At 63.7% G+C, this 26,280-nt stretch carries 23 protein-coding genes; 8 read left to right on the top strand and 15 right to left on the bottom strand.

Translation table 11 applies throughout. The annotated features are described in order from the left end of the window. Nucleotides 1-84 precede the first annotated feature (84 nt). Genes QQL85_RS16210 through QQL85_RS16195 form a run of 4 tightly spaced genes read left to right on the top strand, consistent with a single transcriptional unit; the run spans nt 85 to nt 4,849 of the window. Entirely contained in the window at nt 85-1,614 is a 1,530-nt protein-coding gene (locus QQL85_RS16210; protein ID WP_284354488.1) for an efflux transporter outer membrane subunit, read from the top strand. Next, on the top strand, nt 1,611-3,788 hold the full coding sequence (locus tag QQL85_RS16205; RefSeq protein ID WP_016713501.1) for an FUSC family protein: 2,178 nt from the start codon (nt 1,611-1,613) through the stop codon (nt 3,786-3,788). The genes QQL85_RS16210 and QQL85_RS16205 overlap by 4 nt, the downstream gene beginning before the upstream one ends. Next, nucleotides 3,778-3,978 carry a DUF1656 domain-containing protein gene (locus tag QQL85_RS16200; RefSeq protein ID WP_008097766.1) on the top strand — a complete coding sequence of 67 codons (201 nt, stop codon included), beginning with the start codon at nt 3,778-3,780 and terminating at the stop codon, nt 3,976-3,978. Before QQL85_RS16205 ends, QQL85_RS16200 begins: the two co-directional genes overlap by 11 nt. Before the next feature lie 10 nt (nt 3,979-3,988). Then, on the top strand, nt 3,989-4,849 hold the full coding sequence (locus QQL85_RS16195) for an efflux RND transporter periplasmic adaptor subunit (RefSeq protein ID WP_264360721.1): 861 nt from the start codon (nt 3,989-3,991) through the stop codon (nt 4,847-4,849). Nucleotides 4,850-4,898: 49 nt separating this feature from the next. Here QQL85_RS16195 and QQL85_RS16190 read toward each other — a convergent pair whose 3' ends face one another. From QQL85_RS16190 to QQL85_RS16180, 3 genes are all read right to left on the bottom strand, one after another. Then, the gene (locus QQL85_RS16190) at nt 4,899-5,366 is read right to left on the bottom strand and encodes a type II toxin-antitoxin system YhaV family toxin (protein WP_284354487.1); all 468 of its coding nucleotides are present in this window, start codon (nt 5,364-5,366) and stop codon (nt 4,899-4,901) included. Continuing rightward, nucleotides 5,363-5,689 carry a type II toxin-antitoxin system PrlF family antitoxin gene (locus tag QQL85_RS16185; protein WP_284354486.1) on the bottom strand — a complete coding sequence of 109 codons (327 nt, stop codon included), beginning with the start codon at nt 5,687-5,689 and terminating at the stop codon, nt 5,363-5,365. The genes QQL85_RS16190 and QQL85_RS16185 overlap by 4 nt, the downstream gene beginning before the upstream one ends. Before the next feature lie 91 nt (nt 5,690-5,780). Further along, nucleotides 5,781-6,227: a universal stress protein gene (locus tag QQL85_RS16180; protein WP_284354485.1), complete on the bottom strand. Its 447-nt coding sequence runs from the start codon at nt 6,225-6,227 to the stop codon at nt 5,781-5,783. A 209-nt stretch (nt 6,228-6,436) separates the two neighbouring features. On the opposite strand from QQL85_RS16180, the gene QQL85_RS16175 reads away from it, so the two are divergent. The 4 genes from QQL85_RS16175 (at nt 6,437) to QQL85_RS16160 (ending at nt 11,538) form a co-directional block, all read left to right on the top strand. Further along, a complete protein-coding gene (locus tag QQL85_RS16175; RefSeq protein WP_284354484.1) occupies nt 6,437-7,342 on the top strand; it encodes a LysR family transcriptional regulator in 906 nt (301 codons plus the stop codon). 116 nt (nt 7,343-7,458) lie between these two features. Then, nucleotides 7,459-9,000 carry an MFS transporter gene (locus tag QQL85_RS16170; protein ID WP_284354483.1) on the top strand — a complete coding sequence of 514 codons (1,542 nt, stop codon included), beginning with the start codon at nt 7,459-7,461 and terminating at the stop codon, nt 8,998-9,000. Between the two features lie 28 nt (nt 9,001-9,028). Next, nucleotides 9,029-10,090 carry an HlyD family secretion protein gene (locus QQL85_RS16165; RefSeq protein WP_284354482.1) on the top strand — a complete coding sequence of 354 codons (1,062 nt, stop codon included), beginning with the start codon at nt 9,029-9,031 and terminating at the stop codon, nt 10,088-10,090. After that, nucleotides 10,087-11,538 carry an efflux transporter outer membrane subunit gene (locus QQL85_RS16160; protein WP_284354481.1) on the top strand — a complete coding sequence of 484 codons (1,452 nt, stop codon included), beginning with the start codon at nt 10,087-10,089 and terminating at the stop codon, nt 11,536-11,538. The genes QQL85_RS16165 and QQL85_RS16160 overlap by 4 nt, the downstream gene beginning before the upstream one ends. 130 nt (nt 11,539-11,668) lie before the next feature. Here QQL85_RS16160 and QQL85_RS16155 read toward each other — a convergent pair whose 3' ends face one another. The 12 genes from QQL85_RS16155 to QQL85_RS16100 all read right to left on the bottom strand — a co-directional run bounded on the left by QQL85_RS16155 (nt 11,669) and on the right by QQL85_RS16100 (nt 26,255). Continuing rightward, nucleotides 11,669-12,481, bottom strand: a complete 813-nt coding sequence (locus tag QQL85_RS16155; protein WP_284354480.1) for an SDR family oxidoreductase — start codon at nt 12,479-12,481, stop codon at nt 11,669-11,671. Between the two features lie 15 nt (nt 12,482-12,496). Further along, nucleotides 12,497-12,961 (bottom strand): multidrug transporter, encoded by a 465-nt coding sequence (locus QQL85_RS16150; RefSeq protein ID WP_284354479.1) that lies wholly within the window; start codon nt 12,959-12,961, stop codon nt 12,497-12,499. Nucleotides 12,962-13,060: 99 nt separating this feature from the next. Beyond that, on the bottom strand, nt 13,061-14,515 hold the full coding sequence (locus QQL85_RS16145) for a mannose-1-phosphate guanylyltransferase/mannose-6-phosphate isomerase (protein WP_284354521.1): 1,455 nt from the start codon (nt 14,513-14,515) through the stop codon (nt 13,061-13,063). Nucleotides 14,516-14,550: 35 nt separating this feature from the next. Then, entirely contained in the window at nt 14,551-15,204 is a 654-nt protein-coding gene (locus QQL85_RS16140; protein ID WP_284354478.1) for an alginate O-acetyltransferase AlgF, read from the bottom strand. Between the two features lie 14 nt (nt 15,205-15,218). Beyond that, nucleotides 15,219-16,376: an alginate O-acetyltransferase gene (locus tag QQL85_RS16135; protein WP_284354477.1), complete on the bottom strand. Its 1,158-nt coding sequence runs from the start codon at nt 16,374-16,376 to the stop codon at nt 15,219-15,221. Between the two features lie 10 nt (nt 16,377-16,386). Then, entirely contained in the window at nt 16,387-17,844 is a 1,458-nt protein-coding gene (locus tag QQL85_RS16130; RefSeq protein ID WP_105945712.1) for an MBOAT family O-acyltransferase, read from the bottom strand. Between the two features lie 185 nt (nt 17,845-18,029). Continuing rightward, complete coding sequence (locus tag QQL85_RS16125) at nt 18,030-19,133, bottom strand: mannuronate-specific alginate lyase (RefSeq protein ID WP_284354476.1); 1,104 nt, start codon at nt 19,131-19,133, stop codon at nt 18,030-18,032. A gap of 8 nt (nt 19,134-19,141) precedes the next feature. Beyond that, nucleotides 19,142-20,584: an alginate O-acetyltransferase gene (locus tag QQL85_RS16120; protein WP_284354475.1), complete on the bottom strand. Its 1,443-nt coding sequence runs from the start codon at nt 20,582-20,584 to the stop codon at nt 19,142-19,144. A gap of 13 nt (nt 20,585-20,597) precedes the next feature. Beyond that, entirely contained in the window at nt 20,598-22,157 is a 1,560-nt protein-coding gene (gene algG / locus QQL85_RS16115; protein ID WP_284354474.1) for a mannuronan 5-epimerase AlgG, read from the bottom strand. 16 nt (nt 22,158-22,173) lie between these two features. Continuing rightward, on the bottom strand, nt 22,174-23,652 hold the full coding sequence (locus tag QQL85_RS16110) for an alginate export family protein (protein WP_284354473.1): 1,479 nt from the start codon (nt 23,650-23,652) through the stop codon (nt 22,174-22,176). Next, complete coding sequence (algK, locus tag QQL85_RS16105; RefSeq protein WP_284354472.1) at nt 23,649-25,076, bottom strand: alginate biosynthesis TPR repeat lipoprotein AlgK; 1,428 nt, start codon at nt 25,074-25,076, stop codon at nt 23,649-23,651. Before algK ends, QQL85_RS16110 begins: the two co-directional genes overlap by 4 nt. Nucleotides 25,077-25,088: 12 nt before the next feature. Next, nucleotides 25,089-26,255: a PilZ domain-containing protein gene (locus tag QQL85_RS16100; RefSeq protein ID WP_284354471.1), complete on the bottom strand. Its 1,167-nt coding sequence runs from the start codon at nt 26,253-26,255 to the stop codon at nt 25,089-25,091. Between the last annotated feature and the right edge of the window lie 25 nt (nt 26,256-26,280).

The following is a 26,280-nucleotide window of genomic DNA, read 5'->3' as shown; positions in this document are numbered from 1 at the left end:
TCGCAGGAATCTGCGCTTATCGCCAGTGCTGCCGCCCCCTAGAATTGCCCGGCCCCTTCACCTCTTCCTCGGGAAATCGCAGCTGTGCCGCGTCGCATCATCAGAACGCTCAATGCGTTCAGTGCCTGTGCCCTTGCCCTCACCTTGAGTGGCTGTATCGGAACCTGGGGCATTGCCCCGCAAAGCAAGACGCTGCAAGCCAATACCTTGACCACCGACGCGGCCATACGCGAAGCCGCGACCGACGCCCACTGGCCCGACCAGCAGTGGTGGCACGCCTATGGCGATCCGCAGCTGGATCGCTGGATCAACCTGGCCGTGGCTGGCAGCCCGAGCCTGGCCATGGCCGCCGCGCGGGTGCGCGAGGCCAAAGCCATGGCCGGTGTGGTCGAGTCGGCGGAAAAGCTACAGGTTGACGGCCAGGCCACGCTCAAGCGCCACAACTGGCCTGAAGACCAGTTCTATGGCCCAGGCGCGTTGTCCGGCGCAAATACCTGGGACAACAACGCCGCTTTCGGTTTCAGCTACGCCCTCGACCTGTGGGGCCGCGAACGCAATGCCAGTGAGCAAGCCGTGGACCAGGCGCACATAAGCGTGGCCGAAGCCCGCCAGGCGCAGCTGGAGCTGCAGAACAATGTGGTGCGCGCCTATATTCAGCTGAGCCTGCACTTTGCCCAGCGCGATATCGTCAACGCCGAGCTGGAGCAGCAGGAGCAGATTCTGGCCCTGGCCAAGCGCCGCCTGGATGCCGGCATCGGCACCCACTTCGAAGTCAGCCAGGCCGAAGCGCCGCTGCCGGAAACCCACCGCCAGCTCGACAGCCTGAACGAAGAGATTGCCCTGACCCGCAACCAGCTGGCCGCACTGGCTGGCAAGGGCCCGGGGGAGGGCGCGCAATTGCAGCGCCCGACCTTGGCCTTGGCCGCGCCGCTGAAACTGCCCTCCAACCTGCCTGCCCAGCTGGTCGGCCAGCGCCCCGACGTGGTCGCCAGCCGCTGGCAGGTCGCCGCCCAGGCGCGTGGCATCGACGTGGCCCACGCAGGCTTTTTCCCCAATGTCGACCTGGTCGGCAGCCTGGGCTTCATGGCCACTGGCGGTGGCCCGCTGGAATTCCTGACCGGGCGCAAGTTCAACTACAACGTCGGCCCGGCCATCAGCCTGCCGATCTTCGACGGTGGCCGCCTGCGCTCGCAACTGGGCGTGGCCTCGGCGGGCTACGACGTGGCTGTGGCGCGTTACAACCAGACCGTGGTCGGCGCGTTGAAGAACATCTCCGACCAGTTGATCCGCCGCGAGTCGATGAAAGAGCAGTCGCATTTCGCCGCCGAATCCGTTGCTGCGGCGCAGAAAACCTACGACATCGCCATGGTCGCCTTCCAGCGTGGCCTTACCGATTACCTGAACGTGCTCAATGCGCAGACCTTGCTGTTCCGCCAGCAGCAAGTGCAACAGCAGGTGCAGGCCGCCCGCCTGATCGCCCATGCCGAGCTGGTCACCGCGTTGGGCGGAGGCCTGCAGGCCGGCCAGGATGTGCCGAAAGAAGAACGCCAGGCCGCGCCGAAAACCCCGGCCACCCTGGCCATTTTCGACAAGAAGCCGGATAACGCCGAATGAGCACTTCCAGTTTGCCCGTGCGTTGGCTGCAAAGCCTGGAGTGGCGCCGGGGCTTCTTTGCCTGGGCACGCACCGACGGTGTGACCTGGGTGTACATCTTCAAGGTGCTGGCCGCCGCGTTCATTACCCTGTGGCTGGCCATGCGCCTGGAGCTGCCGCAACCGCGCACGGCGATGATCACCGTGTTCATCGTCATGCAACCGCAAAGCGGGCATGTGTTTGCCAAGAGCTTCTACCGGGTGCTCGGCACCCTGGCCGGTTCGGCGATGATGGTGGCGCTGATCGCCATCTTCCCGCAGAACACCGAGCTGTTCCTGCCCAGCCTGGCCCTGTGGGTGGGCCTGTGTTCGGCCGGTGCCATGCGTTACCGCACCTTCCGTGCCTATGGCTTCGTGCTGGCCGGCTACACGGCAGCGATGATCGGCCTGCCGGTGCTGCAGCACCCCGATCAGGCGTTCATGGCAGCGGTATGGCGGGTGCTGGAAATTGCCTTGGGCATTCTGGTATCGACTTTCGTCAGCGCCGCGATCCTGCCGCAGTCGGCCAGTGCCGCCATGCGCAACGCCTTGTATCAGCGCTTTGGCGTATTCGCCGGGGTGGTGGTGGAGGCCCTGCGCGGTGACAGCCAGAAAGACCGTTTCGAGAGCAGCAACGTGCGCTTCGTCGCCGAGGCCGTGGGCCTTGAGAGCCTGCGTAACGTCACTGCCTTCGAAGACCCGCACATGCGCCGCCGCAGTGGCCGGCTGGTGCGCATGAACAGCGAGTTCATGGCCATCACCACGCGTTTCAACGCCTTGCACCGCTTGCTGGAACGCCTGCGTGCCCGTGGCCCGCTGCAGATTGTCAGCGCCATCGAACCGGGCCTGAATACCCTGGTGGAGCTGCTGCAGCCCTACGTCGGCCGGGCGTTGACCGACGCCGATGCGCTGCGCCTGACCTTGGAACTGGCCGCGTACAAGGAAGGGCTGCAAGCCCAGGTGCGCGGGCTGCGAGCCGAGTACCTGGCGACAGAACCCAGCGAGGCCGACCTGCTCGACTTCCATACGGCATTCGAACTGCTGTACCGCTTTGTCGACGAAATGTTCAGCTATGCCGAAACCCATGCTTCGTTGGCGGCGCACAGGCACGAGCGTGAGCAGTGGGACGAGCCCTATGTGGCGCAGACCAGCTGGCTGGTGTCGCTGGCCGCCGGTGTGCGTGCCTCGGCAGTGCTGCTGCTGCTGGGCAGTTACTGGTTGCTCAGCGACTGGCCCAGCGGCGCCATGATGACCCTGATCGCCACCGTCACCGTGGGCCTTTCGGCGGCTTCGCCGAACCCCAAACGCATGTCGTTCCAGATGGCCTGCGGCACGGCAATCGGCGCCTTTGTCGGCTTCTTCGAGACCTTCTTCGTGTTCCCCTGGATCGACGGTTTCCCGCTGCTGTGCATGGTGCTGGCGCCGGTGTTCGTGCTCGGCGCGTTTCTCGCCTCACGCCCCGCGTACGCCGGTTATGGTCTGGGCCTGCTGGTGTTCTTCGCCATTGGCTCGGTGCCGAACAACCTGACGGTGTATGACCCTTACACGTTCATCAACGACTACATCGGCATGGTCATTGGCATGTTCGTCTGCGCCGCTGCTGGCGCGATCATCCTGCCGCCCAACAGCCGCTGGCTGTGGAGTCGGCTGGAGCAGGAACTGCGTGAGCAAGTGCTGTTCGCCATCAGCGGTCGCCTGCGCGGCCTGGGGTCGGCCTTCGAAAGCCGCACCCGCGACCTGTTGCACCAGGCCTACGGTCTGGCGGCCGGCAAACCGCAGGTGCAAAGTCAGCTGATGGGCTGGATGTTCACCGTGCTGGAGATCGGTCACGCCGTCATCGAGCTGCGCAAAGAGCAGGCCCGCGCACCGGTGCACCCGGCCTACGCCGAGTCGCAACCGTGGCGCCAGGCCATTCGCGTGATGGGCCGTGCACTGGCAAGGCTGTTCTTGCAGCCCAGCGCCAGCAACCACGAGCGTGCATTGGTGGCGGTGGACCACGCCATCGCCCGCGTGCAGGCCACCGACGAGCCGTTCGCCCGGCACTTCGACACCTCGGTGCTGCGCCGTGCGCAAAGCTACCTGCACTTCATCCGTTCTTCCCTGCTGGACCCACAGTCGCCACTGGCACCGGCGAAAGGACTGCACCATGCCCCGTGAAATCGCCTTCCATGGCGTGTACATGCCCACCATGACCTTGATGTTCCTGTTCGCCCTGGGCCTGGCCTGGGGCCTGGACCGGTTCATCGCCAGCCATGATGGCTATCGCTTCTTCTGGCACCCGGCGCTGTTGCGCCTGAGCCTGTTCGTCTGCCTGTTCGGCGCCCTGGCGCTGTCGCTCTACTGGTGAGAACCCTTCGATGAAAAAGTTTTTCAGCCTGATCGCTACCTTGCTGGTACTGACCGCTGCCGTGGTGATCGGTCGCCAGTTGTGGCTGCACTACATGACCACGCCCTGGACCCGGGATGGCCGCGTGCGTGCCGACATCATCAACGTTGCCGCCGACGTGCCGGGCTATGTGGTGGATGTGCCGGTCAAGGACAACCAACGGGTGAAGAAGGGCGACCTGCTGATCCAGATCGACCCCGAGCATTATCAACTGGCGGTCGACCAGGCCAAGGCGCTGGTTGCCTCGCGCAAGGCCACCTGGGAAATGCGCAAGGTCAACGCCAAGCGCCGTGCCGACATGGACAACCTGGTGATCTCCAAGGAAAACCGTGACGACGCCAGCAACATCGCCAACTCCGCCCAGGCCGATTACCAGCAAGCCCTTGCCGAGCTGGCTGCCGCCGAACTGAACCTCAAGCGCACCCACATCGTGGCCACGGTGGACGGCTATGTGACCAACCTGAACATCCACAAGGGCGACTACGCGCGTACCGGCGAGGCGGTGATGGCGGTGGTCGACGAGAATTCGTTCTGGGTGTACGGGTTCTTCGAGGAGACCAAGCTGCCGCATGTGAAGGTGGGCGACCAGGCCGAGTTGCAGATGATGAGCGGCGAGCGCATCAAGGGCCATGTGGAGAGCATCGCCCGCGGCATCTACGACCGCGACAACCCGCAAAGCCGTGAGCTGATTGCCGATGTGAACCCTACCTTCAACTGGGTGCGATTGGCGCAGCGCGTGCCGGTGCGGATTCATATCGATGAAGTGCCGGAAGGGTTTTTGCTGGCGGCGGGGACGACCTGTACGGTGGTGGTGAAGCCGAGCGAGGGATGACCCTCGGAACCATCCCGGCCTCACGCATCATCTGTGGGCGCCAGTCGGCTTATTCGGCTGCAGCTTCTCGCAGTAGCTGCTCCCAATCGTCCGGTGGGTGGCCGGTATGCAACATCTTCTGAAAGACCTTGTAAGCATCGTCGCTACTTTCGTAGGCCCGCTTGCTCGACTCGTCGTTGACCCAGGCCAGCACAATGATCCTGCTGGGGGTGTGGTAGCGGAAGAACAACCGGTACTGCTGGAAGAACTTTGCCCTGAACCAGTGCTTGTGGTCACCACCCAGTGTGGCTCCCTGCCGGTACTCCGGTTTGGTCGGGTCTTGAGGGATAACATCGAAAGCCAGTCGCTTGATGGCCGCCAGCCTCTTATAGGCATTCTTGCTCGTGTAACCCGTTGGGTCCTTGTGCATCTGAGCCTGCACTTGAGTGCTGAGCGCGTCCAGTTTGGCCAGAAACAGTGGGTGGGCAATCACAGTCCATCCATGAATAACCAGAGGCTTCCTGCTCGCATCACTCATTCATCATCCGCCGCCAGAGGTTGATCCAGGTCGACCTCCGCGTCGCCGACAAGCTTGTCGAGACGAGCGATGAGGCCTGCATCGACAACCTGCAGCCGTTGAGGATTGGTAGCGATATCGTGTGCCAGAAAATCCAGAAATTTTCCCAGTACCGGATCGTCCTCGGTTGCCTCTGCGCGGGTGAGTATCACCCCACCGTCAGGGCGAATCGAGTAATGGATCTTGTCACGTTTTTTCAAACCCAAGGCGCGTCGCACCGTTTCGGGCACAGTGGTCTGATAGCGATCGGTCAGCGTGGACTCGACGTCGAAGGTGGCAGCCATTGGTAATGTCCTATGGGTTACAACGATACGATCCAAGGTAATGCGACTGCATTGCCAGGTCAATGCAGTGCATTACCTCAGTGATGAGCGGTCAGGCAGCCCCCACCAAGACAGGCACCTCCACCCGATCAATCACCTTTGCGCTGATCGACGGGTCCAACATCCGCCCCAGCCGCGACAGGTGGCGGTGGCCCATGATGATCAGCTCGCATTTCAACTCTTGCGCCTTGGCCACGATCACCTCGACCGGTTGCCCCGCCACCATGCAGCCCTGGCTGGCGAAGCCGGCTTGCTGCAACGCGCGCACGGCCTCGGCTACGGCGTGGTCGGCATGCTGCTGTTCCTCGCAGGCGGCGGGGTATTCTTCCAGTTCCTCGGCGGTGTAGGGCGCTGGTTGGTCGTGGACGGCGAAGGTTGAATCGATGGCCAGTAGCACATGCAGTTCGTGGTCGTTGGGGCGGCAGTAGCGGCGGGCGAGGGTGAGCAGGGCGCTGGAAGCGGGGGAGGCGTCGATGGCGATCAGGACGGGGATGGGCATTGGGGATCCTTGGCAATGGCTGGCTGATGTATCTGCAGGGTCGACCCTTTCGCGGGCGTGCCCGCGAAGAGGCCGGGCCTGGCAATGCTGCATTTAAGGCCGAACACGACCATCGAATAAATGCCCCACCACGCAAGAGCGCATTGCGTCTGATGCAATCCACCAACCTGCTACCATCGCCGCTCTTACAGCGTTAACGGAAAACGCCCATGCAACTCCCGGACATGAACCTGCTTGTCGCCCTCGATGTCCTGCTCGACGAGGGCAGCGTGGTAGGCGCAGCACAGCGCATGAACCTGAGCCCGGCGGCGATGAGCCGGACCTTGGGGCGCATTCGCGAGGCCATGGGCGACCCGATTCTTGTGCGCGCCGGCCGTGGCCTGGTGCCGACGCCACGGGCGCTGGCCCTGCGCGAGCAGGTGCACGGGTTGGTGGAGCAGGCCGGGCAGGTGTTCCGCAGCCGTGATGATGTCGACCTGGTGAACCTGGACCGTGCCTTCAACATCCGCACCAATGATTTGTTCATTGCCCTGTACGGCGCCCAACTGCTGCGCATGATGCTGGACCAGGCGCCGCGTACGGTGTTGCGGTTCGTCCCGGAGGGCAGTGGCGACGATGATGCGGTGCTGCGCAATGGGCATATCGATCTGATCATCAGCTCGGCCGTCGAACTGGGCCCTGAGATCAAGGTGCAGAGCCTGTTCAATACCTATTTCGTAGGCCTGGCGCGAGTAGGGCACCCGATCTTCGACGCCCCGATCACCCCCGAGCGTTTTGCCGCCTACCCGCAGATCAGCGTATCGCGGCGCGGCCGTGCCAATGGGCCGATCGATGTGGCGTTGGCCAGCCACAAGGTGGAGCGGCGAGTGGCCCTGATCACCACCAGCTTCCATTCGGCGATGTTCTCGCTGCCGGATTCGGACCTGATCCTGCCGATACCGGCCAATATCCTCAACAGTGTGCAACGGTTGAAGTTGCCGTTGCGCTCGTTCGAGATCCCGGTGCCGTTGGAAAAGGTCAATGTGAAACAGGCGTGGCACCCGCGGTTCGACAACGATCCCGCGCACCGTTGGCTACGCCAGACGTTGAAAGCGTGCGGCAGTATTGATCCGTGATGCTGCTGACAATTGCGTCTGACGCAATATAAAGCTGCCAACAAGTTAGTTTTCGTCAGCATTCGACCTTCTTAAACTTGCTCCAGCCTCGAAATTGTTGCTGGAGATGTAATTTCATGAGTTCCCTGACCGCACCCTCTGCGGCGTTGGCCGCCGCCCCCGCGCCGGCTGCACCTGCGCAGACGGCGTTCGGCGTGCAAGTGGTGGTGGGGCTGTTCGGTGTATTGCTGGCCGTGCTGTGCGCGGGCCTGAACGAGTCAGTCACCAAGATTTCCCTGGCCGATATCCGCGGTGCCATGGGTATCGGTGCCGATGAAGGCGCCTGGCTGCTGGCGGTGTACAGCGCTGCCTCGGTCTCGGCCATGGCCTTTGCGCCGTGGCTGGCCACCACCTTCTCACTGCGGCGCTTCACCATGAGCGCCATTGGCCTGTTCGCCGTGCTTGGCCTGCTGCAACCGTTCGCCCCCAACCTGCACAGCCTGATGCTGCTGCGTGTACTCCAGGGCTTTGCCTCGGGTGCCTTGCCGCCGATGCTGATGAGCGTGGCCCTGCGCTTTCTGCCGCCGGGCATCAAGGTATACGGCCTGGCCTGCTACGCCCTGACCGCCACTTTCGGCCCCAACCTTGGCACGCCGCTGGCGGGGCTGTGGACCGAGTACGTCGGTTGGCAATGGGCCTTCTGGCAGATCATCCTGCCGTCGGCGCTGGCCATCGTCTGCGTGGGTTGGGGCCTGCCGCAAGACCCGCTGCGCCTGGAGCGTTTCAAACAGTTCGACTGGCGCGGCGTGGTGCTCGGCCTGCCTGCCATCAGTTGCATCGTGCTGGGCCTGTCGCTGGGTGACCGCTGGGGCTGGTTCGATTCGCCGCTGATCTGCTGGCTGCTGGGGGGTGGCCTGCTGCTGTTGGTGCTGTTCATGTACAACGAATGGTCCGAGCCGTTGCCGTTTTTCCAGTTGCGCATGTTGCAGCGGCGTAACCTGAGTTTCGCCCTGGTGACCCTGGCCGGCGTGCTGATCGTGCTGTCGGGCGTGGGCAGCATTCCGTCGGCCTACCTAGCGCAGATCCAGGGCTACCGTCCGGCACAGACCAGCCCGCTGATGATGCTGGTGGCGATGCCGCAGCTGATCGCCCTGCCGCTGACGGCGGCGCTGTGCAACATCCGCGCGGTGGACTGCCGCTGGGTGCTGGGCATTGGCCTGGCGATGCTGGCGGTGTCCTGTGTCGGCAGCAGCCTGCTGACCAGCGAGTGGATCCGTGGCGACTTCTACCCGTTCTACCTGCTGCAGGTGTTCGGCCAGCCCATGGCAGTGCTGCCGCTGCTGATGCTGTCCACCAACGGCATGACCCCACAGGAAGGCCCGTTCGCCTCCAGCTGGTTCAATACCGTGAAAGGCTTGGCCGCAGTTATTGCGGGTGGCTTGCTGGACGCACTTGGCACCTTGCGCCGGCACTTCCATTCCAACCACTTGGTGGACAGCCTGGGAAACGCTCCGCTGGTCGATGACAGCGCTGCGGGCCTGGCCCGGCGTATTCACGACCAGGCGCTGGTGCTGACCTCCGCCGACCTCTACCTGGTCATGGCCGGCATCGCCGTGGCCCTGATCTGCCTTATTCCTTTCGTGCCTACCCGGGTCTATCCGCCGCGTGCGGTGGCCTGAACCCTGGATGAATTCGAGAACCGCTGAAATGACCAACAACCGCAAAACCCTGTTCATCGGCTCGGTGCTGGCCGTGGCTGTCCTGGCTGGCATCGTCGGCCCCTGGATGCTCGGCAGTGACCACCGCCAGAGCACCAATGATGCCTATGTAATAGCCGACTACACCGTGGTCGCGCCCAAGGTCGCCGGCTTTATCAAGGAGGTGCTGGTGGAAGATAACCAGCAGGTCACCGCCGGCCAGTTGCTGGCGACCATCGATGCACGTGACTACCAGGCCGCGCTGGATGCCGCGCAGGCCCAGTTGCTGGTCGCCCAGGCGCAAAGCGCCGATGCCCGCGCCACGCTGGAGCGTCAGGCATCGTTGATTGCCCAGGCCGAAGCTGCGGTGAAGGCGGCTCAGGCCGAAGCGGCGTTCGCGGACCATGAGGTCAACCGCTACAGCCGCCTGGCCGAGCAGGGTGCCGGAACCGTGCAGAACGCCCAGCAGGCACGCAGCGGCGTCGACCAGGCCCGCGCGCGCTTGGCCAATGCCCAGGCGGCGCTGGTGGCGGCGCGTAAGCAAGTGGACATCCTCACCGCCCAGGTGGCCAGTGCCGATGGCCAGCTCAAGCGTGCCGAAGCCGGTGTGGAAAAGGCACAGCTCGACCTGTCCTACACCCGCATCACGGCGCCGGTGGATGGCATGGTCGGCGAGCGCGCCCTGCGCGTGGGCGCTTACGTCAATCCCGGCGCACGCCTGTTATCGGTGGTGCCGTTGCAGCAGGCCTATGTGGTCGGCAACTTCCAGGAAACCCAGCTGACCCATGTGCAGCCGGGGCAGCCGGTGAGTATCAGCGTTGACACCTTCTCCGGTGAAAAGCTGCAAGGCCATGTAGAGAGTATCGCCCCGGCTACCGGCGTGACCTTCGCTGCGGTCAAGCCAGACAACGCCACCGGCAACTTCACCAAGGTTGTGCAGCGCATCCCGGTGAAGATCGTGTTCGATGACGGGCAGCCGTTGCTCTCCCGCTTGCGGGTGGGCATGTCGGTGGAGGCGACCATCGATACGCGTGGCGACAAGCTGGACGGCAAAGAGGTAAGCGTACGATGAAACCGGCATTACGCTTGAGCCCCTTGCTGCTGGCTGTGTTGATGGCGGGTTGCACGATGGGCCCGGACTTCCAGCGCCCCGACAGCCAGGCACCGCAACAGTGGGCGCCGCTTCAAGGCCAGGCAGCACCCAGCCAGCCGCAAGCCGAACCGCTGGAGCTGCGCTGGTGGGAAACCTTTCATGACGGACAGCTCAGCGCGCTGATCCAGCGCGTTGCCGAACGCAACCTCGACCTGCAGATGGCCAGTGCCCGCCTGCTGCAAAGCCGCGCCTTGCGCAGCACCGTGGCCGCCGATGAGGTGCCATCGGTAGACGCCAACGCCGGTTACAGCCGCGCTCGTAACAGCGCCGAAGGCTTGAGCGACCCTTCCGGTAAAGCGGGTAGAGAGGCGTACAACCTTTGGCAAGGCGATCTGGTGGCCGGTTGGGAGCTGGACTTGTGGGGGCGCGTGCGGCGCCAGGTCGAGGCTGCCGACGCCACGGTCGAAGTGGCCGAGAATGACCGCCGCGGGGTGCTGCTGGCCCTGCTGTCGGAAACCGCCGGTAACTACATCCAGCTGCGTGCGGTGCAGCACACGATTGATGTGACACAGGACAACCTCAAGGTCGCCCGACACAGCCTGAAATTGTCCGAAGACCGTCAGGCCGAAGGTGTTGCCACTCGGCTCGACGTGGCTCAGGCCAGTGCCCAGGTGGCGTCGATCGAGGCCCGCCTGCCAAGCCTCGAAGCCCGGCGTGATGACCTGATCAACGCCCTCAGCCTGCTTGCCGCAGAACCACCGCGTAGCCTGCAGGCCGAGTTGCTGCAAGGCGGCGAATTACCCGCGCCGCAGCAGAAGTTTGCCATCGGCCTGCCATCCGAACTGGCCGAGCGCCGCCCGGACATTCGCCAGGCCGAAGCCCGCCTGCATGCCGCCACTGCCAGCATTGGCGTGGCCAAGGCTGATTTCTACCCGAGCATCCGGCTGTCGGGCAGTGTTGGCTTCCAGGCCATGCAGCTGTCTGATTTTGGCGCCTGGGATTCGCGCCGCTTTGCCTTCGGCCCGCAGCTGTCATTGCCGATCTTCGAGGGTGGCCGGCTCAAGGGCACTTTGGAATTGCGTGAGGCACAGCAGCAGGAAGCGGCGCTGAACTACCGCAAGGTGGTGCTGGGGGCCTGGCATGAGATTGACGATGTTCTCCGGCTGTATAACGCCAGCCAACTGCGCCGTGACCACCTGGCCGAAGCGGTGCGACAGAACCGCATCGCCCTGGAAACTGCCCAACGCCAGTATGTGGAAGGGGCGGTGGACTTTCTCAATGTGCTGACGGTGCAGGGGGCATTGCTGGCCAGCGAGGAGCAGTGGATCGACAGCTCGGCGGCGGTGTCCCAGGCGCTGGTGGGGTTGTACAAGGCCCTGGGTGGTGGCTGGCAGGCGTTCGATGAACAGCCGGCGAAGAAAGCGTAAAAAGCGGGGCCGCTGTGCGGCCCATCGCGACACAAGGTCGCTACCACAGGTACAGCGCTAACCTCGGCATAACACGATCCCTGTGGGAGCGGGCTTGCCCGCGAAGAGGCCGGTACAGGAAGCCCAAAACTCACAGTGGTCGCAGCAGCCCAAACCGCTTGCGCAATGCCCAATCCAGCAACCGCCGCGGCAGCAATCGGGCCATCAACGGCAGCACCGTGCTGCCGTTCCCCAACCGCACCACCGTCGGCACCGGCGACTTCCCAACCGCCGCCAACACCCCTTGGGCGAACACCGCCGCCGAAGTCGGTCTGTCCTGAGAAGCCCGCGCCCGGGCCTGCACATACTCCCGCAACGGCCACCACGCCGAATCCGCCGCCAGTACCTGCTCTGCCTGGCGCTGGGCATTGTTGGCGAACTGCGTGGCAATAGCGCCCGGTTGCACTTCCATTACCTGCACACCGAACGGTGCGAGTTCCAGGCGCAAGGCGTCGCTCAAGGCATGTACAGCGGCTTTCGAGGCGCAGTAGGCGCCAGCGAATGGCGTGACCAGTACGCCCGAGACACTGCCGATGTTCACCACCGTGCCGCGTGAGCGGCGTAGCAGCGGGAACAACGCGCGGGTCACGCCCACCACGGCGAACACGTTGGTTTCGAACTGTTGACGCAGGGCGTCCACGCCCCCGTCGAGCAATGGGCCCATGGCGCCGTAGCCGGCGTTGTTGATCAGGATGTCGAGGGTTTCGAGCTCCTCGGCCAGGCGGGCCAGGGCCTCGCTGTCATTCACGTCCAACTGCCGCGCGGTGAAACCGGCGGCGCTTAACACTTCAACATCCTCTGCCTTGCGCGCAGTAGCCCAGACGTGGTGGCCGGCATCGCGGAAGGCGTCGGCCAGTGCGCGGCCGATGCCGCTGGAACAACCGGTGATCAGAACGGTGGGCATGGGGGAGGCCTTTGATTAATTGGCGAAGGTACCTTGCAGGTGTTCGGCACGGAATTCCAGCGTTTGCGGCCGATACCCCGACCGCAGCGGCGGCAACGGCAAGCAGTCTTTCCACTCAGCCCCCGGCTGCAAATCACCCGGCCCCCGATAGCGCGGGGCGTTGTAGGTGCTTTCGGCCAGGTTCACGGTGTCGCCCGGCGCATACGCCGCCACCCGCCAGCGCAGTTCGGTCAGCGGCACCTTGTTGCCGTTTTTCATGCGCACCTGCAACGCACGGTCGGCAGGGCATTGTTCGGGGGCATAGGCAAGGCGCAGGTCCAGGCGGGCCAGTTGCGAGGTTTCGCGGTTGTCTTGCCAGGCGACGAACAGCGCAACCAGGCCCAGGCCACAAACGGCGGCCAGTGATATCGGTAGCGCCTTCGCAGGGTACCGCAACAGCAGCACCAGCCAGGTGAGGATGAGGAAGGCACCGATGATCATGGGAGCGGGCAGACCTTGGTTGCGCGGGGTCTGACCATCGTAGCGCCAAATCGGGGATGTCTCAAAAGAAGGGGCCGTATTACGGCCCCAGGATGCTGTTTATTGCGCGATGGTCTTCACCGAAACCCCACGCTCGACGGGTGTAGAGGTTCGCCCATACACATCCTCGAAGCGCTCGATGTCATCCTCGCCCAGGTAACTCCCGGACTGCACCTCGATGATCTCCAGCGGGATCTTGCCCGGGTTGCGCAGGCGGTGGATCGAGGCGATCGGGATGTATGTCGACTGGTTCTCGGTCAGCAGGAACACGTTCTCGTCACACGTCACCTCGGCAGTGCCCGATACCACGATCCAGTGCTCGGCACGGTGGTGGTGCATCTGCAGCGACAGGCTGGCGCCCGGCTTGACGGTGATGTGCTTGACCTGGAAACGGCCGCCCATGTCCACCGAGTCGTACGAGCCCCACGGGCGATACACTTCCAGGTGGTTCTGGGTTTCCGTGCGGCCCTGCTCGTCCAGGGTCTTGACCATCTGCTTCACGCCCTGGACCTTGTCCTTGTGGGCAATCATCATGGCGTCCTTGGTCTCGACCACCACGATGTTTTCCAGGCCGATCACCGACACCAGCTTGCCGTTGCCATGGATCATGCAGTTGCGGCTGTCCTGCACCACCACGTCGCCCTTGGTGACGTTGCCGTTGTCGTCCTTCTCGTGCACTTCCCACAGCGACGACCAGCAGCCCACGTCGCTCCAGCCGGCCGACATCGGCACCACGCAGGCGCGCTGGGTTTTCTCCATCACCGCATAGTCGATGGAGTTGTCCGGGCAGCAGGCGAAGGTGGCTTCGTCGATGCTCAGCACATCGCCGTCTTCCTGGCTGCGTTCCAAGGCCAGCACGCAGGTGTCGTAGATGTCGCCGTCGTGCTTTTTCAGCTCTTCGAGGAAGCGGCTGGCACGGAACAGGAACATGCCGCTGTTCCAGAAGTAACCACCGGCCTGGACGAACTCGGCGGCGCGTTTTTCGTCGGGCTTCTCGACGAACTGCGCCACCCGCGCCACGCCTTCGGGCAGCAGGGCGTCCTGGCTGGAGCGGATATAGCCGTAGCCGGTTTCCGGCTTGGTCGCCGGCACGCCGAACAGCACCATTTCGCCACGCTCGGCGGCCACGGTGGCCAACGCCAGGGCGCGTTGCAGGGCCTTCTGGTCATCGATGACGTGGTCGGCGGGCAGCACCAGCATCAGCTCGTCGCGGCCTTCGTTGACCAGTTTCATGGCAGCCATGGCCACGGCCGGTGCGGTGTTACGGCCGAACGGTTCCATCAGGATGCCTTGGGTTTCCAGCTTCAGGGCAGCCAGTTGTTCCTGGACGATGAACTTGTGGTCCTTGTTGCAGACCACGATTGGCGTGTCCATGCCTTCGAACGCCAAGCGCTCGATGGTTTGCTGGAACAGGGTGTGTTCACCGGTCAGGGCCAGGAACTGCTTGGGGAACTGCTTGCGCGACAGAGGCCACAGACGCGAACCGCTACCACCAGAAAGAATTACCGGGATCATCATGTTTCTCCAATAGTCGTTTAGAGGCAGGGGGATCAGTTGCTAGCCACGCGGCGAGTTACCCACACCGGCGACAAGGCGTTGCCGGAACCTGTTACATACAGCACCGCGGCCTCGCCGCGCTCCAGGGCGACGGGTTTCACGTCACCGACTTTCTTGTCACCTTGGTACAGCGCCAGGTTGACCTTGACCGGGTTGATTTCACGTTCGCCTCGGCCATTGGCAGCCACTGGTTTGACCACTTCGGTCTTGCCGTCGGCAGTTTTCAGGGTCAGCTGCTGGTCGCTCAGGTTCTGTACGCGCACCAGGGCTTTCTGCTTGTTCTTGAACGGTGGTTCTTCGATCAGCTGCGGGTTGCCGCTGCTGCTGTTGACCAGGGTGTAATACTTGTCCGAGGCCAGCTTCACCGGCACGCTCTTGCCGCCTACCTGGGCGGTGTAATCGCCACCCGGCAGGAAGCTGAAGTCGCTGCTGGCCTGGGCGCCAACCTGTTTGATCTGGGTGTTGCCGACACTGGCGGCAGCCGGTGCACTGGCGGCGTTGTACAGGCGCACGAAGGTCGAGCCTTTCGGCGCGCTTGGGCCATACAGTGCGGCGTCGGCACCGGCGAAGGCCTGCAGGGAGGCAAGGGAAAGGCCGGCCGCGAGGGTGAGGGCTTTGGCAATCGAAGGCTTGGTAGTCATGTGCATTTCCTCTCTATCGTTCAGTGGTTCGTCCGGGTGGACGACAAGGCCAGGTTTTCATCGGATTTACGGGCGTTTTTCAGCTGCGCGATCCACTGCGGATCGAAGCTGCTGAGGTCGTTTTTCATGGGCAGATAACGTTCGGGGAATTCCCACACCACCACTTGCGGTGCGGCGTTTTTGAAGGCATCGCTTTGCAGGTACTTGAGCATTGGCAGCAATGGGCCGTGGCCATCTTCGGCGTAGTTGGCCACGTCGCTACGCAGGGCCTGTTGCAGCGCACCGAGGAAGTTCCAGTGCGGGTTGGCGCTGTAGCTGGTGCCCACCAGTGCTACCCGGATCTCGTTGTTGGCGAACAGCGCGTCGTCGCTTTCGCCTGCGGCTTCGGCCGGGCGGGTGCTGCGTTGTTGCAGGTTGTCCGGGGTTGGCAGCAGGTTGCTGAACAGCGGGTCGAGCGGCAGGAAGTTGGTCAGGTCGCCTTTGTAGGGCGCAGTGCTGCCGGCTTCGGTGACGAAGGTTTGCGGGTCACCGTTGAGCAGGTTCTGCCGGCTCACGGCCTCGGCCAGCGCCTGGGCTACGACTTCGGCGCCCATCGGCGTCCAGTGGGTGTCGGTGCGCAGGAACACCTGGCCGCGGGCCTTGGCTTGTTCCATGGCCGCTTGCAGGTCCGGGGCGAACACGTTGGCCTGGCGCACCTGGGCGTGGAACTGGTTGTACAGGTCGTCGTGCAGGCTGGCCGGCTGCTCCTTGCCCAGGTATTCCGAGTAGATACGCGCCTTGGCCGGCACGATGGCCAGCACCAGCTGGCTGCCGTGCTGTTGCAAGGTGTCGCGCACGCCACGGATCAGCGCCAGGTTTTCCTGCATCAATTGCTCGGCACCGGCCGTGGGTTTGAACTCTTCGTCGCTGAACAGCCACTGGTCGCGGCCCAGCACCACACCGGGGCGGCCTTCGTTGAACAGCTTGAAGTCCAGCGCGGCCCAGAGGTTGGTGCCCAGGCGCTTGATCGGGAATTCGGCGTCGTAGTGGGTTTCGGCGGCCTTGGCCAGCTTGCCGTTGAGTACGGTCATCTGCTCGGTGCGCTGGAAGCTTTGCAGGCCACCCGTGGACCACACGCCCATGCCCACCAGCAGGCCGAGGAACGACAGTGAATAGGTGATGCGTAAAGTACGGTTCATGTCATCGGCCTCAGAACTGGAAGTACAGGAACGGCGAGTAGCTCTGCGCCGAAAGCTTGAGGATCGAGGCCACGAACAGCAGCAGTACCAGGGCGCGGGTCATCACCCGGGTCCAGTCCAGGCCGATCGAGCCATCCGCGTTGACTTGCACCGGGGTCGCCTTGGGCGCTGGCTTGGCATTGCGATAGAAATCGCGCAGGCCGAAGAACGCCAGGGTGAGGTAGGCGATCACCAGGGTGGCTACTTGCAGACCGGTCAGCTGGGCGCGGTTGAGTTCCGACAACTGCCAGTCGCCAAAGCTGAACATCGCGCCGTACATGCGGCCGGCCACATGCAGGTTCTCGGCGCGGAAGATCACCCAGCCGACCACCACCAGCAGGAAGGTGAAGGCCCATTTCACAGGATTGAAGCGTTGCGGGTTGGTGTCGATGCCCAGCGCGCGCTCGATGGCCAGCCACATGCCGTGCCAGGCGCCCCAGATGATGTAGGTGAAGTTGGCGCCGTGCCACAGGCCGCCCAGCAGCATGGTCAGGAACAGGTTGCGGTAGGTGTTGAAGGTGCCTTTGCGGTTACCGCCCAGGGTGATGTACAGGTAGTCGCGCAGCCAGGTCGACAGGCTGATGTGCCAGCGGCGCCAGAACTCGGTGATCGACTGGCTGATGTAGGGCTGCTTGAAGTTCTCCATGAAGCGGAAGCCCATCATCAGGCCCAGGCCGATGGCCATGTCGCTATAGCCGGAAAAATCGAAGTACAGCTGCGCGGTGTAGGCCAACGCGCCCAGCCAGGCGTCGCCCGTGGTCGGGTTCTGCAGGGCGAAGCAGTGGTCGGCCACCACCGCCAGGGTGTCGGCAATGAACACTTTCTTGATGAAGCCCTGCATGAAGCGGGTGCAGCCTTCGGAGAACTTGTCCAGGGTGTGGGTGCGGTTGTTGAACTGGTCGACCAGGTCCTTGAAGCGCAACACGGGGCCGGCGATCAGGTGCGGGAAGATCGCCACGAACGCTGCGAAGTCGATGAGGTTGCGGGTGGCCGGGGTGTCGCCGCGGTACACGTCGATGATGTAGCTGATCGACTCGAAGATGTAGAACGAGATACCGATCGGCAGCAGCACATGGGTAAGGATGAACGGCTCCAGGCCGAACGAGCTGATGATCGCGTTGAGGCTGTCGACGCCGAAGTTGGCGTACTTGAAATAGCCAAGAATCGCCAGGTCGACGCCCACGCCCAGCAGCAGCCAGCGCTGGGCCGGCTTGGTGCGCACGCCGGCGGCACCGACTTTAAGGCCGATCCAGTAGTTCCACAGCGTGACCCCGGCGAACAGGGCCAGGAAGTCCACCCGCCACCAGGCGTAGAAGATGTAGCTGGCGACCAGCAGCAGCAGGTTGCGATAGCGTTGCCCGCTCAAGTAGTACAGGCCGAGGAAGATCGGCAAGAACAGGAACAGGAACACGTTGGACGAGAAGACCATCCCGGTTCTCCTAATTTGTTCACAGCATCCAGGGCAAAGCGCCCCCCAAACCCCCCACACACAAAAGGTGGGAGATACCTAGTCCTCCTGTGGGAGAGGGTTTATCCGTGAAGAGGCCGGCACAGGTACCGCAGATAGCAGGCCTGGCCCTTTCGCGGGTGAACCCGCTCCCACAGGGGATCGTGTTATTTCTTGAGTTCTGCGCTCGGGTCGTAGACCCGGGTCAGGTCGCCGCCCAGCCGGAAGCTGTTGAACGGCTGCATGCCGCGCTTGCGTTGCAGGGTGTCGCCACTGCACGCGTACAGGCTGCAATAGGGCTCCATCCAGGCGTACTTGCTGTCGATCTTCAGGTCTTTCATGTCCTGCTTGTCGCCATTGCGCGTCTTGAACGCACTCGGATCCTTCGATCCGCTCAGCACCCGCTGCGCCAGGCGCTGCAGGGCGTTGTTGTTCTCGCCGCGCACGTCCACGCCATTGACCTGGGCGAAGCTGGCAATCATCGCCAGCGGTGGCAACGCGTAGTTGTGATAAGCCAAGGCACGTTGCTTGCGCTTGAGTTCGTTGGGCAGGAAGCCTTGGTCATCGACCTGGTTGGCACCGACGCGGTACTCCTTCACGGCCCAGTCGAACAGGTCGCGGCGGTCGGTGGCCACAGCGCTGGCCATCACGGCCCAGGCCGCCCAGTAGCTGTGGTTGTTGATCTTCTCCAGCGGCAGGTCGCTCCAGTCGCGCACGGTTTGCTCGGCCAGACGGGCGAACCATTTTTCGATCAGTTCGGCCTCGGCCTGGTGCGCGGCCAGCGGCTGCGAGTTGGAGAACTTCAGGCGCAACCACGAGCCGCTCATGCTCCCCAGCGCCCATTTACGCATCGACTTGCCGGTGTGGTTGTAGTCGGTGGACATCAGCGCATCGGCACGCGCCCAGGTACCCAGCCAGGCCAGGGTGCATTCGAGCTGTGCCGGGCGGCCGTCACGCATATACTGGCCAACCATCTTGCTCACGCCTTTCTCAAGGGTGGTGATGTCTGCAGTGGACGTGCGGAAGGCCTTTTCCGAGGCTACGTTCAGCGTCGCCCGCGCCTTGTCCGACCCTTCGTACTTGCTGCGAAATTGCAGCGCACCGGTGTACGGCTTGGGTGCCGCTTCGCAGCGGAAGTTACCGTCACCGGTCTTGAGTTTTTCGATGCCCTCGTAGTAACCCTGGGGCGGTACCAACGCAGCCTGCGCGGCACCGCCAAACAGGGCCAGCGCGAGCAGGGCGGGGCTGTAGATTCGCTTCAACGTGGTCATGGGGCGCCTCACTGGCCGGCCTGCGCGGTTTGCGCAGGCACGGCGAAGTTGTTGCGTTTGCAGAGCTTGGCTTCGACTTTCTGGGTGCCGCTTTCCGGTCCCTGCACCTCGAAGGCCAGCAGGCTCTGGCTGGCCCAGTCCTCGTCTTCACGCATCTGGAAGACAAAGCGGCCGTCGGTGTCGGAGGTTTCCGGTTTTTCCAGCTTGATGTCTTCGTGGCGACCGTTGAGGTACCAGAGGGTGGCCTGCAACACCTTCACCGACGGGTCTTCGAACTTCACGTCCATCTGCAGGTTGCGGTTGATCAGGTCTTTGATCACGCCGCCCTTGCCGTTGACCATCAGTTCGTTCTTGCCGGGTTTGAGGGTGGTGCTGGCGCTCATCAGCGCCGGGCGGTCGTCGCAGCCGTCGTCGAGCAGGCCAAGGATTTGCCGCCAGATGGTTTCCTGGTCCAGGCGGTACAGCGGGGAGAATTCCCAGATGAGGATCTTCGGCGGGTTCTTCTGGAATTCCTCGCTGCCCAGGTACTGGATCATCGAGCCTTCCAGGCCACCACCGGGGAAGGCGACGTTGAGCACGTCGGCGCCGATGTACTGTTCGAGAAAGCCCGAGAAGTTGTAGTTCTTGCCACTGTGGCTGGTGCCCACCAGGGTGATCTGCGCGTTGCCACCGTCACCGAACAGGTCGTCGCCACCGCCGCTGGAGTCTTTCGGCTCGGTGGCGAACTGGTCCATGTACTGCACCGCATAACTGGTGCCGCAGAGCTGGCCGGCGACGTTGTGCAGGGTGCCGGTCTTGCCCATGCGCCCGGATTTCTGGGTTTCGAATTCCTTGCGCGGAATGCCTTCGAACGCCGGCATGTGGTGCACGGTGTCGGCCACGATCCTGGCGGCGCGTTCGGCGCCGTAGGGCGTCCAGTGCTGGTCGCCGCGGAAGTAGAAATCCTTGCCCTGGTCGGCGGCCGCCAACTGCTCGTTGGTCAGCGGAGACAGGTCGGGCACGTTGTAGCCCATGCTGGCGAAGCGCTTGAGCATGGCCTGGTAGTTGCCCAGCGCCTTCTGGTAATCGAAGGCGGCTTTCTCGGCCGGGTTGAGCATGTTGCGGTTCACCAGGCCACGCGTCGGCTGGTACACCACCACCAGTTCCACGCCGCGCTTCTTGAACGCATCGTGTACCTGTTGCAAGCGTTTGTAGCCGGCCGGGGTGGTGTTGAACTCGGTGCGCAAGTCTTCGCGGGTACGGAACAGCCAGTCACCCTTGGCTTGCACCAGCGTGGTGAAGTTCTGCTGGTAACGGGTGGTGTAGCGGCTGGCGTCGTGCGCTTCAGGGCACAGCTGGCAGCACGGCTCGGCGCTGAAGGTGGGGGCCTTCACGTCGTCGGCGCGCACGCCTTGGCTGATCGCCAGAAGGGCGGCGGACAGGCCCAGCAGTTTCATCAGGTGTGGGGTCATGGTCTGGGCTTCCTTAATCGATCATTTCGGTCTGGCGTTCGACCGGGTCGATCAGCACAGCCTTTTGCTGGCGCACCAGCAGGTCGAGGATTTCGTCCTGGCGTTCGCCAAGGATGCCGTTGAGGCTGATGCCGCTGGCCTTGCGCGGGGCGAGCATCGACACTTTGTACAGCTCGACCGACAGCGGCGAGTCGATCGACAGCGGGGCGGAGCCATTGGCCGTGAGCTCACCGCCCACCAAAATCAGCGACACCTTGGTGTCGAACGGGTCCAGGGCAATGTCGCGGTCGGTGTCGGACAGGTCTTTGATGTGGCCGTACACGCCCACCAGGCCATTGGCCATGGCGACGTTCTCGTACAGGCGGATGTTCACGCTGTTACGCACGCGGATGCCGTGGCGGCGGTTGTTGATCAGCTTGTTGCCCCAGATCAGGTTGTCGCCGCTTTCGTACAGGGTGATGCCGTCGGTGTGGTTGCGGTAAATCTCGTTGTAGGCGATCAGGTTGTTGACGCTGTTACGGTCGATCACGACGCCGGAGAGCTTGTTGTCGTAGCTCTTGTTGTTGATGATCCAGCTGTCGTTCACCTCACGCGAAACGATGATGCCGTGCTTCTTCTTGGTGCCGTACACCGTGTTGCCGGCGATGATCAGGCGGTGCGAGCGGTCGTGCGGGTCGATGCCGTAGACGATGTTGTCGCGGTAGGTGCTGTCCTTCACCACGAAGTCCTGGGTTTCGTAGCAGTAGAAGCCGTACCACATGTCGCTGAATTCCGAACCGATGATCCAGCCGGTGGGTTCCGGGCGGCCCATGCGCTTGGCCATGTTTGGCGTGTACTGCGAGATGCTCACGCCATACGACTTGGACTTGGCGTAGCCGAAGCTGGCCATCTTGGTGTTGACGATGTAGGTCTCGGTGCCGCCCCACGACAGCAGGAACGGGCGGAATTCCTTGGGCGAGCGGAAGGTGGCCGGGCCGTTGTCCTTTTCGCGCCAGCCGGTCACCTGAGTGTCGGTGACGAACAGCTTGCCGTCGTTGACCAGGAACGAACCGCCTTCCTGGGACAGGCGCAGCTGTTTGACCTTGCCGTCGATTTCGAGGATGCCCTTTTGCCCAACCACGATCGGCAGGCGCGCCAGGTACACACCCGGCTCGACTTCGCTGAGGTACTGCTTGGGCACCTTCTTGCTCAGCTCCACCAGGTCGACATGGCCGTCATCGACGAAAATCGCCTGCGGGATGCCGTGTTGGCGCTGCACCCACTCGGCCGCCTTGTTGTCACCGCCGACGAACTCCTTGAGGGTGTCCTCCTGGAACATGCGGCGCAGGCTGACCTTGCCCTTGTGGCTGCGGTCGATCTTCTTCTGCACCGCCTCGGCCGTGAAACCGGTCAGGTCAGGCAGCTTGGGCGGGTCCATCTGCAGCGGCTCGATCGGCGCGCTGGCCACGGTGTAGGTCTTGGCCTGTTGCAGTTCCTTGGCAATGACCTGAGGTTCTGCGGCGGCGACCAGGCCGCTGGCCAGCAGCAAGGCGCTGGCCAACAGGCTGTGACGTAAGTGCGGGTGAAGGTTCATCAGGTTTCTCCCGGCCTCAGAATCGCCAGATCACGTCGACGAAGGCGCGGTGCATGTACGAATCCGCTTCCTTGCCATAGGCGTCGCCCGGCTTGAACACACCGGCGCGCAGGCGCACCAGGGCGGAAGGCTCGTCGATGGCCTGGCTCATCGAAGCCGGCAGCAGGCCTTGCTTGAAGTACTTGGTCACGACCACGTCCATTTCCTGGCCAAGGTCTTTTTCGCCGTCGACCAGCTGGCGGTTGACGCCGTTGTCGTCGACGGCGGCGTTGATGCCGCTGGAACCGATGTTCTGGTTGCCGTCGACACGCCAGAACTTGTGGTAGATCAGGCTGGCGTCGTAGTCGTCGCGCAGCTGCCAAGAGGCAAACAGGGTGGCGGCCTGCAGGTTGCCCAGCTCACCACGGAACGCTTCACCAAAGCGGTGCACACGCGAGCGGGTGCCGGTGAAGTTGGAGCGGTTGCTCTCAAGGCCGGTCTGCTCGAAGTTGTTCGAGCCGTCGTCGCCACCGCCGCCGCTGCCACGGGCATAGGCCGCGCCGACCTGCCATTGCGGGTCCAGGCGCAGGCGAATGCCGAGGTCGGTGGCCCAGGCGTTGACGTCGCCGCTCTGCTTGCCGGTGGCAACCTGATCGTCGCCGACGGCCTGGCTGCTGAGGGTGTCGCGGTCACCGGTCAGCCAGGTGACGCTGCCCCAGTAGTTGACGGTGTGGTCGTTGCGCCAGTTGTAGGCGTCGCTGTTGGCTTCCAGGCCCAGCCAGGTCAGGTCGCCGGTGCGGGTCTTGTCCAGTGCGTCGACGGTTTCACCCGGGTTTTTCAGGCTGCCGCTGTCGTGGGTGTGATGGGCGCGCACGCCTACCCAGTGGCCAGGGGTCCACTGTGTGGCGACGTTGCCGTAGAGGTGCGTGCGGTCCTTGTCTTCCGGGGCCAGCTCGGTGAGGTCGGTGCGGTATTCGCTGAAGCGCTGGGCCACGCCCAGGTCGGCCTTGAGCAGGGTGGTGTCGAAGGTCCAGTTCAGCGCTTCGATGTTGGTGTCGCGCCACATGCCATCGTCGCTGCGCAGGCGCTGGCGACCGAGGCGAAGTTGCTCGCCGGGGTAAGCAGTGAGGCCGCTGTAGCCCACCCAGAACTCGCGCATGGCCAGGTAGCTTTTGTCTGGCTGGCGGCTGTCGTCACCGGTGTCGGTGGTGCTGCCGTCGTCGTTCTGGCGCAGGGTGTCGGTTTCGATGGTGTCGGTGGCGGCGACGGCCTGGCCCATGGCATAGGCGCTCCAGTTGCCGCGTTCGCCGTACACCCACGGGCGCAGGTCCAGGCCCAGGCCGTTGACGTCACCGCCAGGGCGGGTGCCCAGGTCGCGGTCGTCTTCCGACTGGCCGGTGATTTTCACATCCAGGCCAAAGTTCTTTTCAGCAGTCATTTCCGCCAGGGTCGGGCAGGACCACAGCAGGGCGAAGCTCAGGCCGATGCCAGCTTTCACGAAGGGATTGAGCGTCATAGCGAGTCCTCACCGTCTACTTCTTTTTCGTCGTCTTGCAGGGCTTCGAGGGCCAGGGTGCTGTTCGCGCCCTGGGCCATGCTGCCGCGTGCCTGCTTTTCCTGGTCCAGCAGGTGCTGGGCCTGGCTACGTTGGTCGGGCGTGAGTTGCTGGTCGAGTTGCTGCAAGAGTTCGCTCGATTGCGGCGTGGGGTTGACCTGCGACAGCTGGGCGAACACCCAGGCGTTGCCCGGTTGCGGGCGGATACCGTGGCCTTCGCTGAACAACTGGGCCAAGGCGTAGTCGGCGCTGTTCTGCCCGCCACGGGCGGCGGCCAGCAGGTGGTCGACAGCCTTCTGCGGCTCGACGTTGCCCAGGTAGCCGCGGCGGTACAGCTGGCCCAGGTAGTAATGGGCGCTGATCTCGCCTGCGTCGGCGGCAGCCTGCAGGTGCTGCTCGGCTTTCTTGGCGTCGGCTGGCAGGGTCTTGCCTTCGTAGTACAGGCGGCCCAGCAGCAGTTCGGCACGCGGCTGTTCGGCTTCGCGGCCCTTGTCGATGTAGGCCATCAACTGGTCGGTGTCGCCCAGTTCGGGGAAGTCGTACACCAGTTGCGCCAGGCTGACCCAGGACGCCGGGTTTGCCGGGGCCACCTGCTCAAGCAGGTCCTTGGCAGTTTTCTCGTCGGTCTGGCCGAGGCTGCGGTCAGCCAGCACACGGGCAACGCTGTCGACCCGGGTGGCCGGCACGGCGCCACGCGTATAGGCGGCTTTCAGTTGGCCGAGCAGGGCGGCTTGCTGGTCGGCCTGGCCACGCTTCTGGTACACGGTGGCCAGTTCGACGTAGCAGATGTCGGTGGTGTTCAGGGCGGCTTTGCAGATTTTTTCCACCTCGCCCAGGTGCTGGTCGTAGGTGCCCTGGGTGCGGTACAGCAGCACCTGGGCCAGGCCCGCTTCCGGGTTGCCGGCGGCGCGCCATTGGTCGATCTGCTGCTGTGCGTTGACCTTGGGGAAGCTCTGCGGGTAGCTGAGGTAGAGCATCGCCAGTGGGATCAGGGTGTTGCTTTCGCCTTGACGGGCTGCCTGCTTGAGCAGGGTTTCGGCTTCTTCGCGTTCGGCCTGGGTGCTGTCGGGCTTGGCCACCAGCAGGCGGCCAAGGCGTGCCTGGGCACGGGGCGACGTGGCTGCCGCTGCGCGGTAGGTGGCCTCGGCTTCCTTGATTTGCGACGGGTCGCGGGTGGCCACCTTGATGTCGGCCAGGCCCACTTGTGCTTCGCTGTAGCCCAGGTCGGCCAGGGCCTTGTAGTTGCGCTCGGCCAGTGCCGTGTCGCCGCGCTTCATGGCTTCGTTGGCCAGGCGCTGGTCGGGCAGGCCGGCACAGCCGGCCAGGGTGATGGCGGCAGCCAGGGCGCACAGGCCCAGGCTTGCGCTCTTCTTGTAGGGAATCATGCTGTGATCCTCTTACAGCCCACGGGCCACGGCTTTGTCGATCAGCCAGTTCAACGATGGGCCACGGTCGCTGTTGACCGCAGCCGGGCGGCCAGCCAGTTCGGCAGGCAGGCCACTATCGGGTTTGATCTGCACGCGAATGTCGGAGGCCAGGTCTTCGCTGTTGAGGCTGGCGCTGCTGACGATCTGGCCGGTGCGTACTTCGTCTTCGCCGGCCACCTGGAAGTTGACCTGGGTGCCTGGCTTGACCTCGTCGAACTGGCGGTAGCTGAAGCGTGCTTCGACCATTGGCGTGGTGGTGCGCGGGATCAGCTGGAAGATCGGCTGGCCCTTGGCGGCATACTGGCCGTCGTCCACCAGTTGGCGGGCGACCACGCAATCGCAGGGGCTGGTGAGGGTGCCGGACAGCTGCTTGCCGAACAGTTCCTCGATCTTCGCCGGTTCCAGTTGCGTGTCGTCCAGGTTGCCTTTGAGCATGTCCAGCATGCTGGTGGTGAAGCTGGCCAGTGGCGCACCCTTGGCGATCTGCCCACCGCTCTCGACCAGGCTGCTCACGGTGCCGTCGCGCGGCATGGTGACGGTGGTGGTGGGCACGGCGACCACGCCAGCTTCGGCATGGCTGACGAAGTACATGCCGTACAGCGACTTGGCGACGAAGCCGAAAGCAGCGACGCCGACCACGAATACGCCCAAGGTGACGGTGACTGCCTTGAGCCGGCCGAAGGCGCTCAGGCCAGAGCCGCCGTCTTTTTGCTTGCGGGCCTTGGTGAAGTTGTCACGTTGCAGGGTGCTGAGCACGTCGCCGATGCTGATCAGCTCACCCGACAGGTGGCTGGTGATGATGTGCCGCAGTGTGGCGATGTCGCGGGGTTCGAGGTTCTGGAACTGCGCACCGGTACGGCCGCTGCTCGGGTTGTACGAGCGCACCTGGAACTCGATGTCGATCGACAGGCCCAGGTTGTCGACCACGAACTGCAGGCGCCCGCGCAGTACATCGCCCACCGACAGTGGCTGCTTGGTGTGGAAGCTCAGGCCACCTGCGGAAAGGTCGTCGACCTTCACTTCATGGGTTTGGCGCTGGGCGTCCAGGAAACGCAGCTTGGCGGGAATGCGCACCCGGGCGTGTTGGCGCTGGGCTTCGGACTCATGCACGACATTGACGTTCACGGCGGTATTCATGGTGTTTGTTCCTGTTAGATCCGAT

The organism is Pseudomonas putida (genome assembly GCF_030159595.1).
GTDB classification, from domain to species: domain Bacteria; phylum Pseudomonadota; class Gammaproteobacteria; order Pseudomonadales; family Pseudomonadaceae; genus Aquipseudomonas; species Aquipseudomonas putida_AC.
The sequence above is the reverse complement of the archived record's forward strand: the minus strand, read 5'-3'. Positions and strand labels throughout refer to the sequence as shown.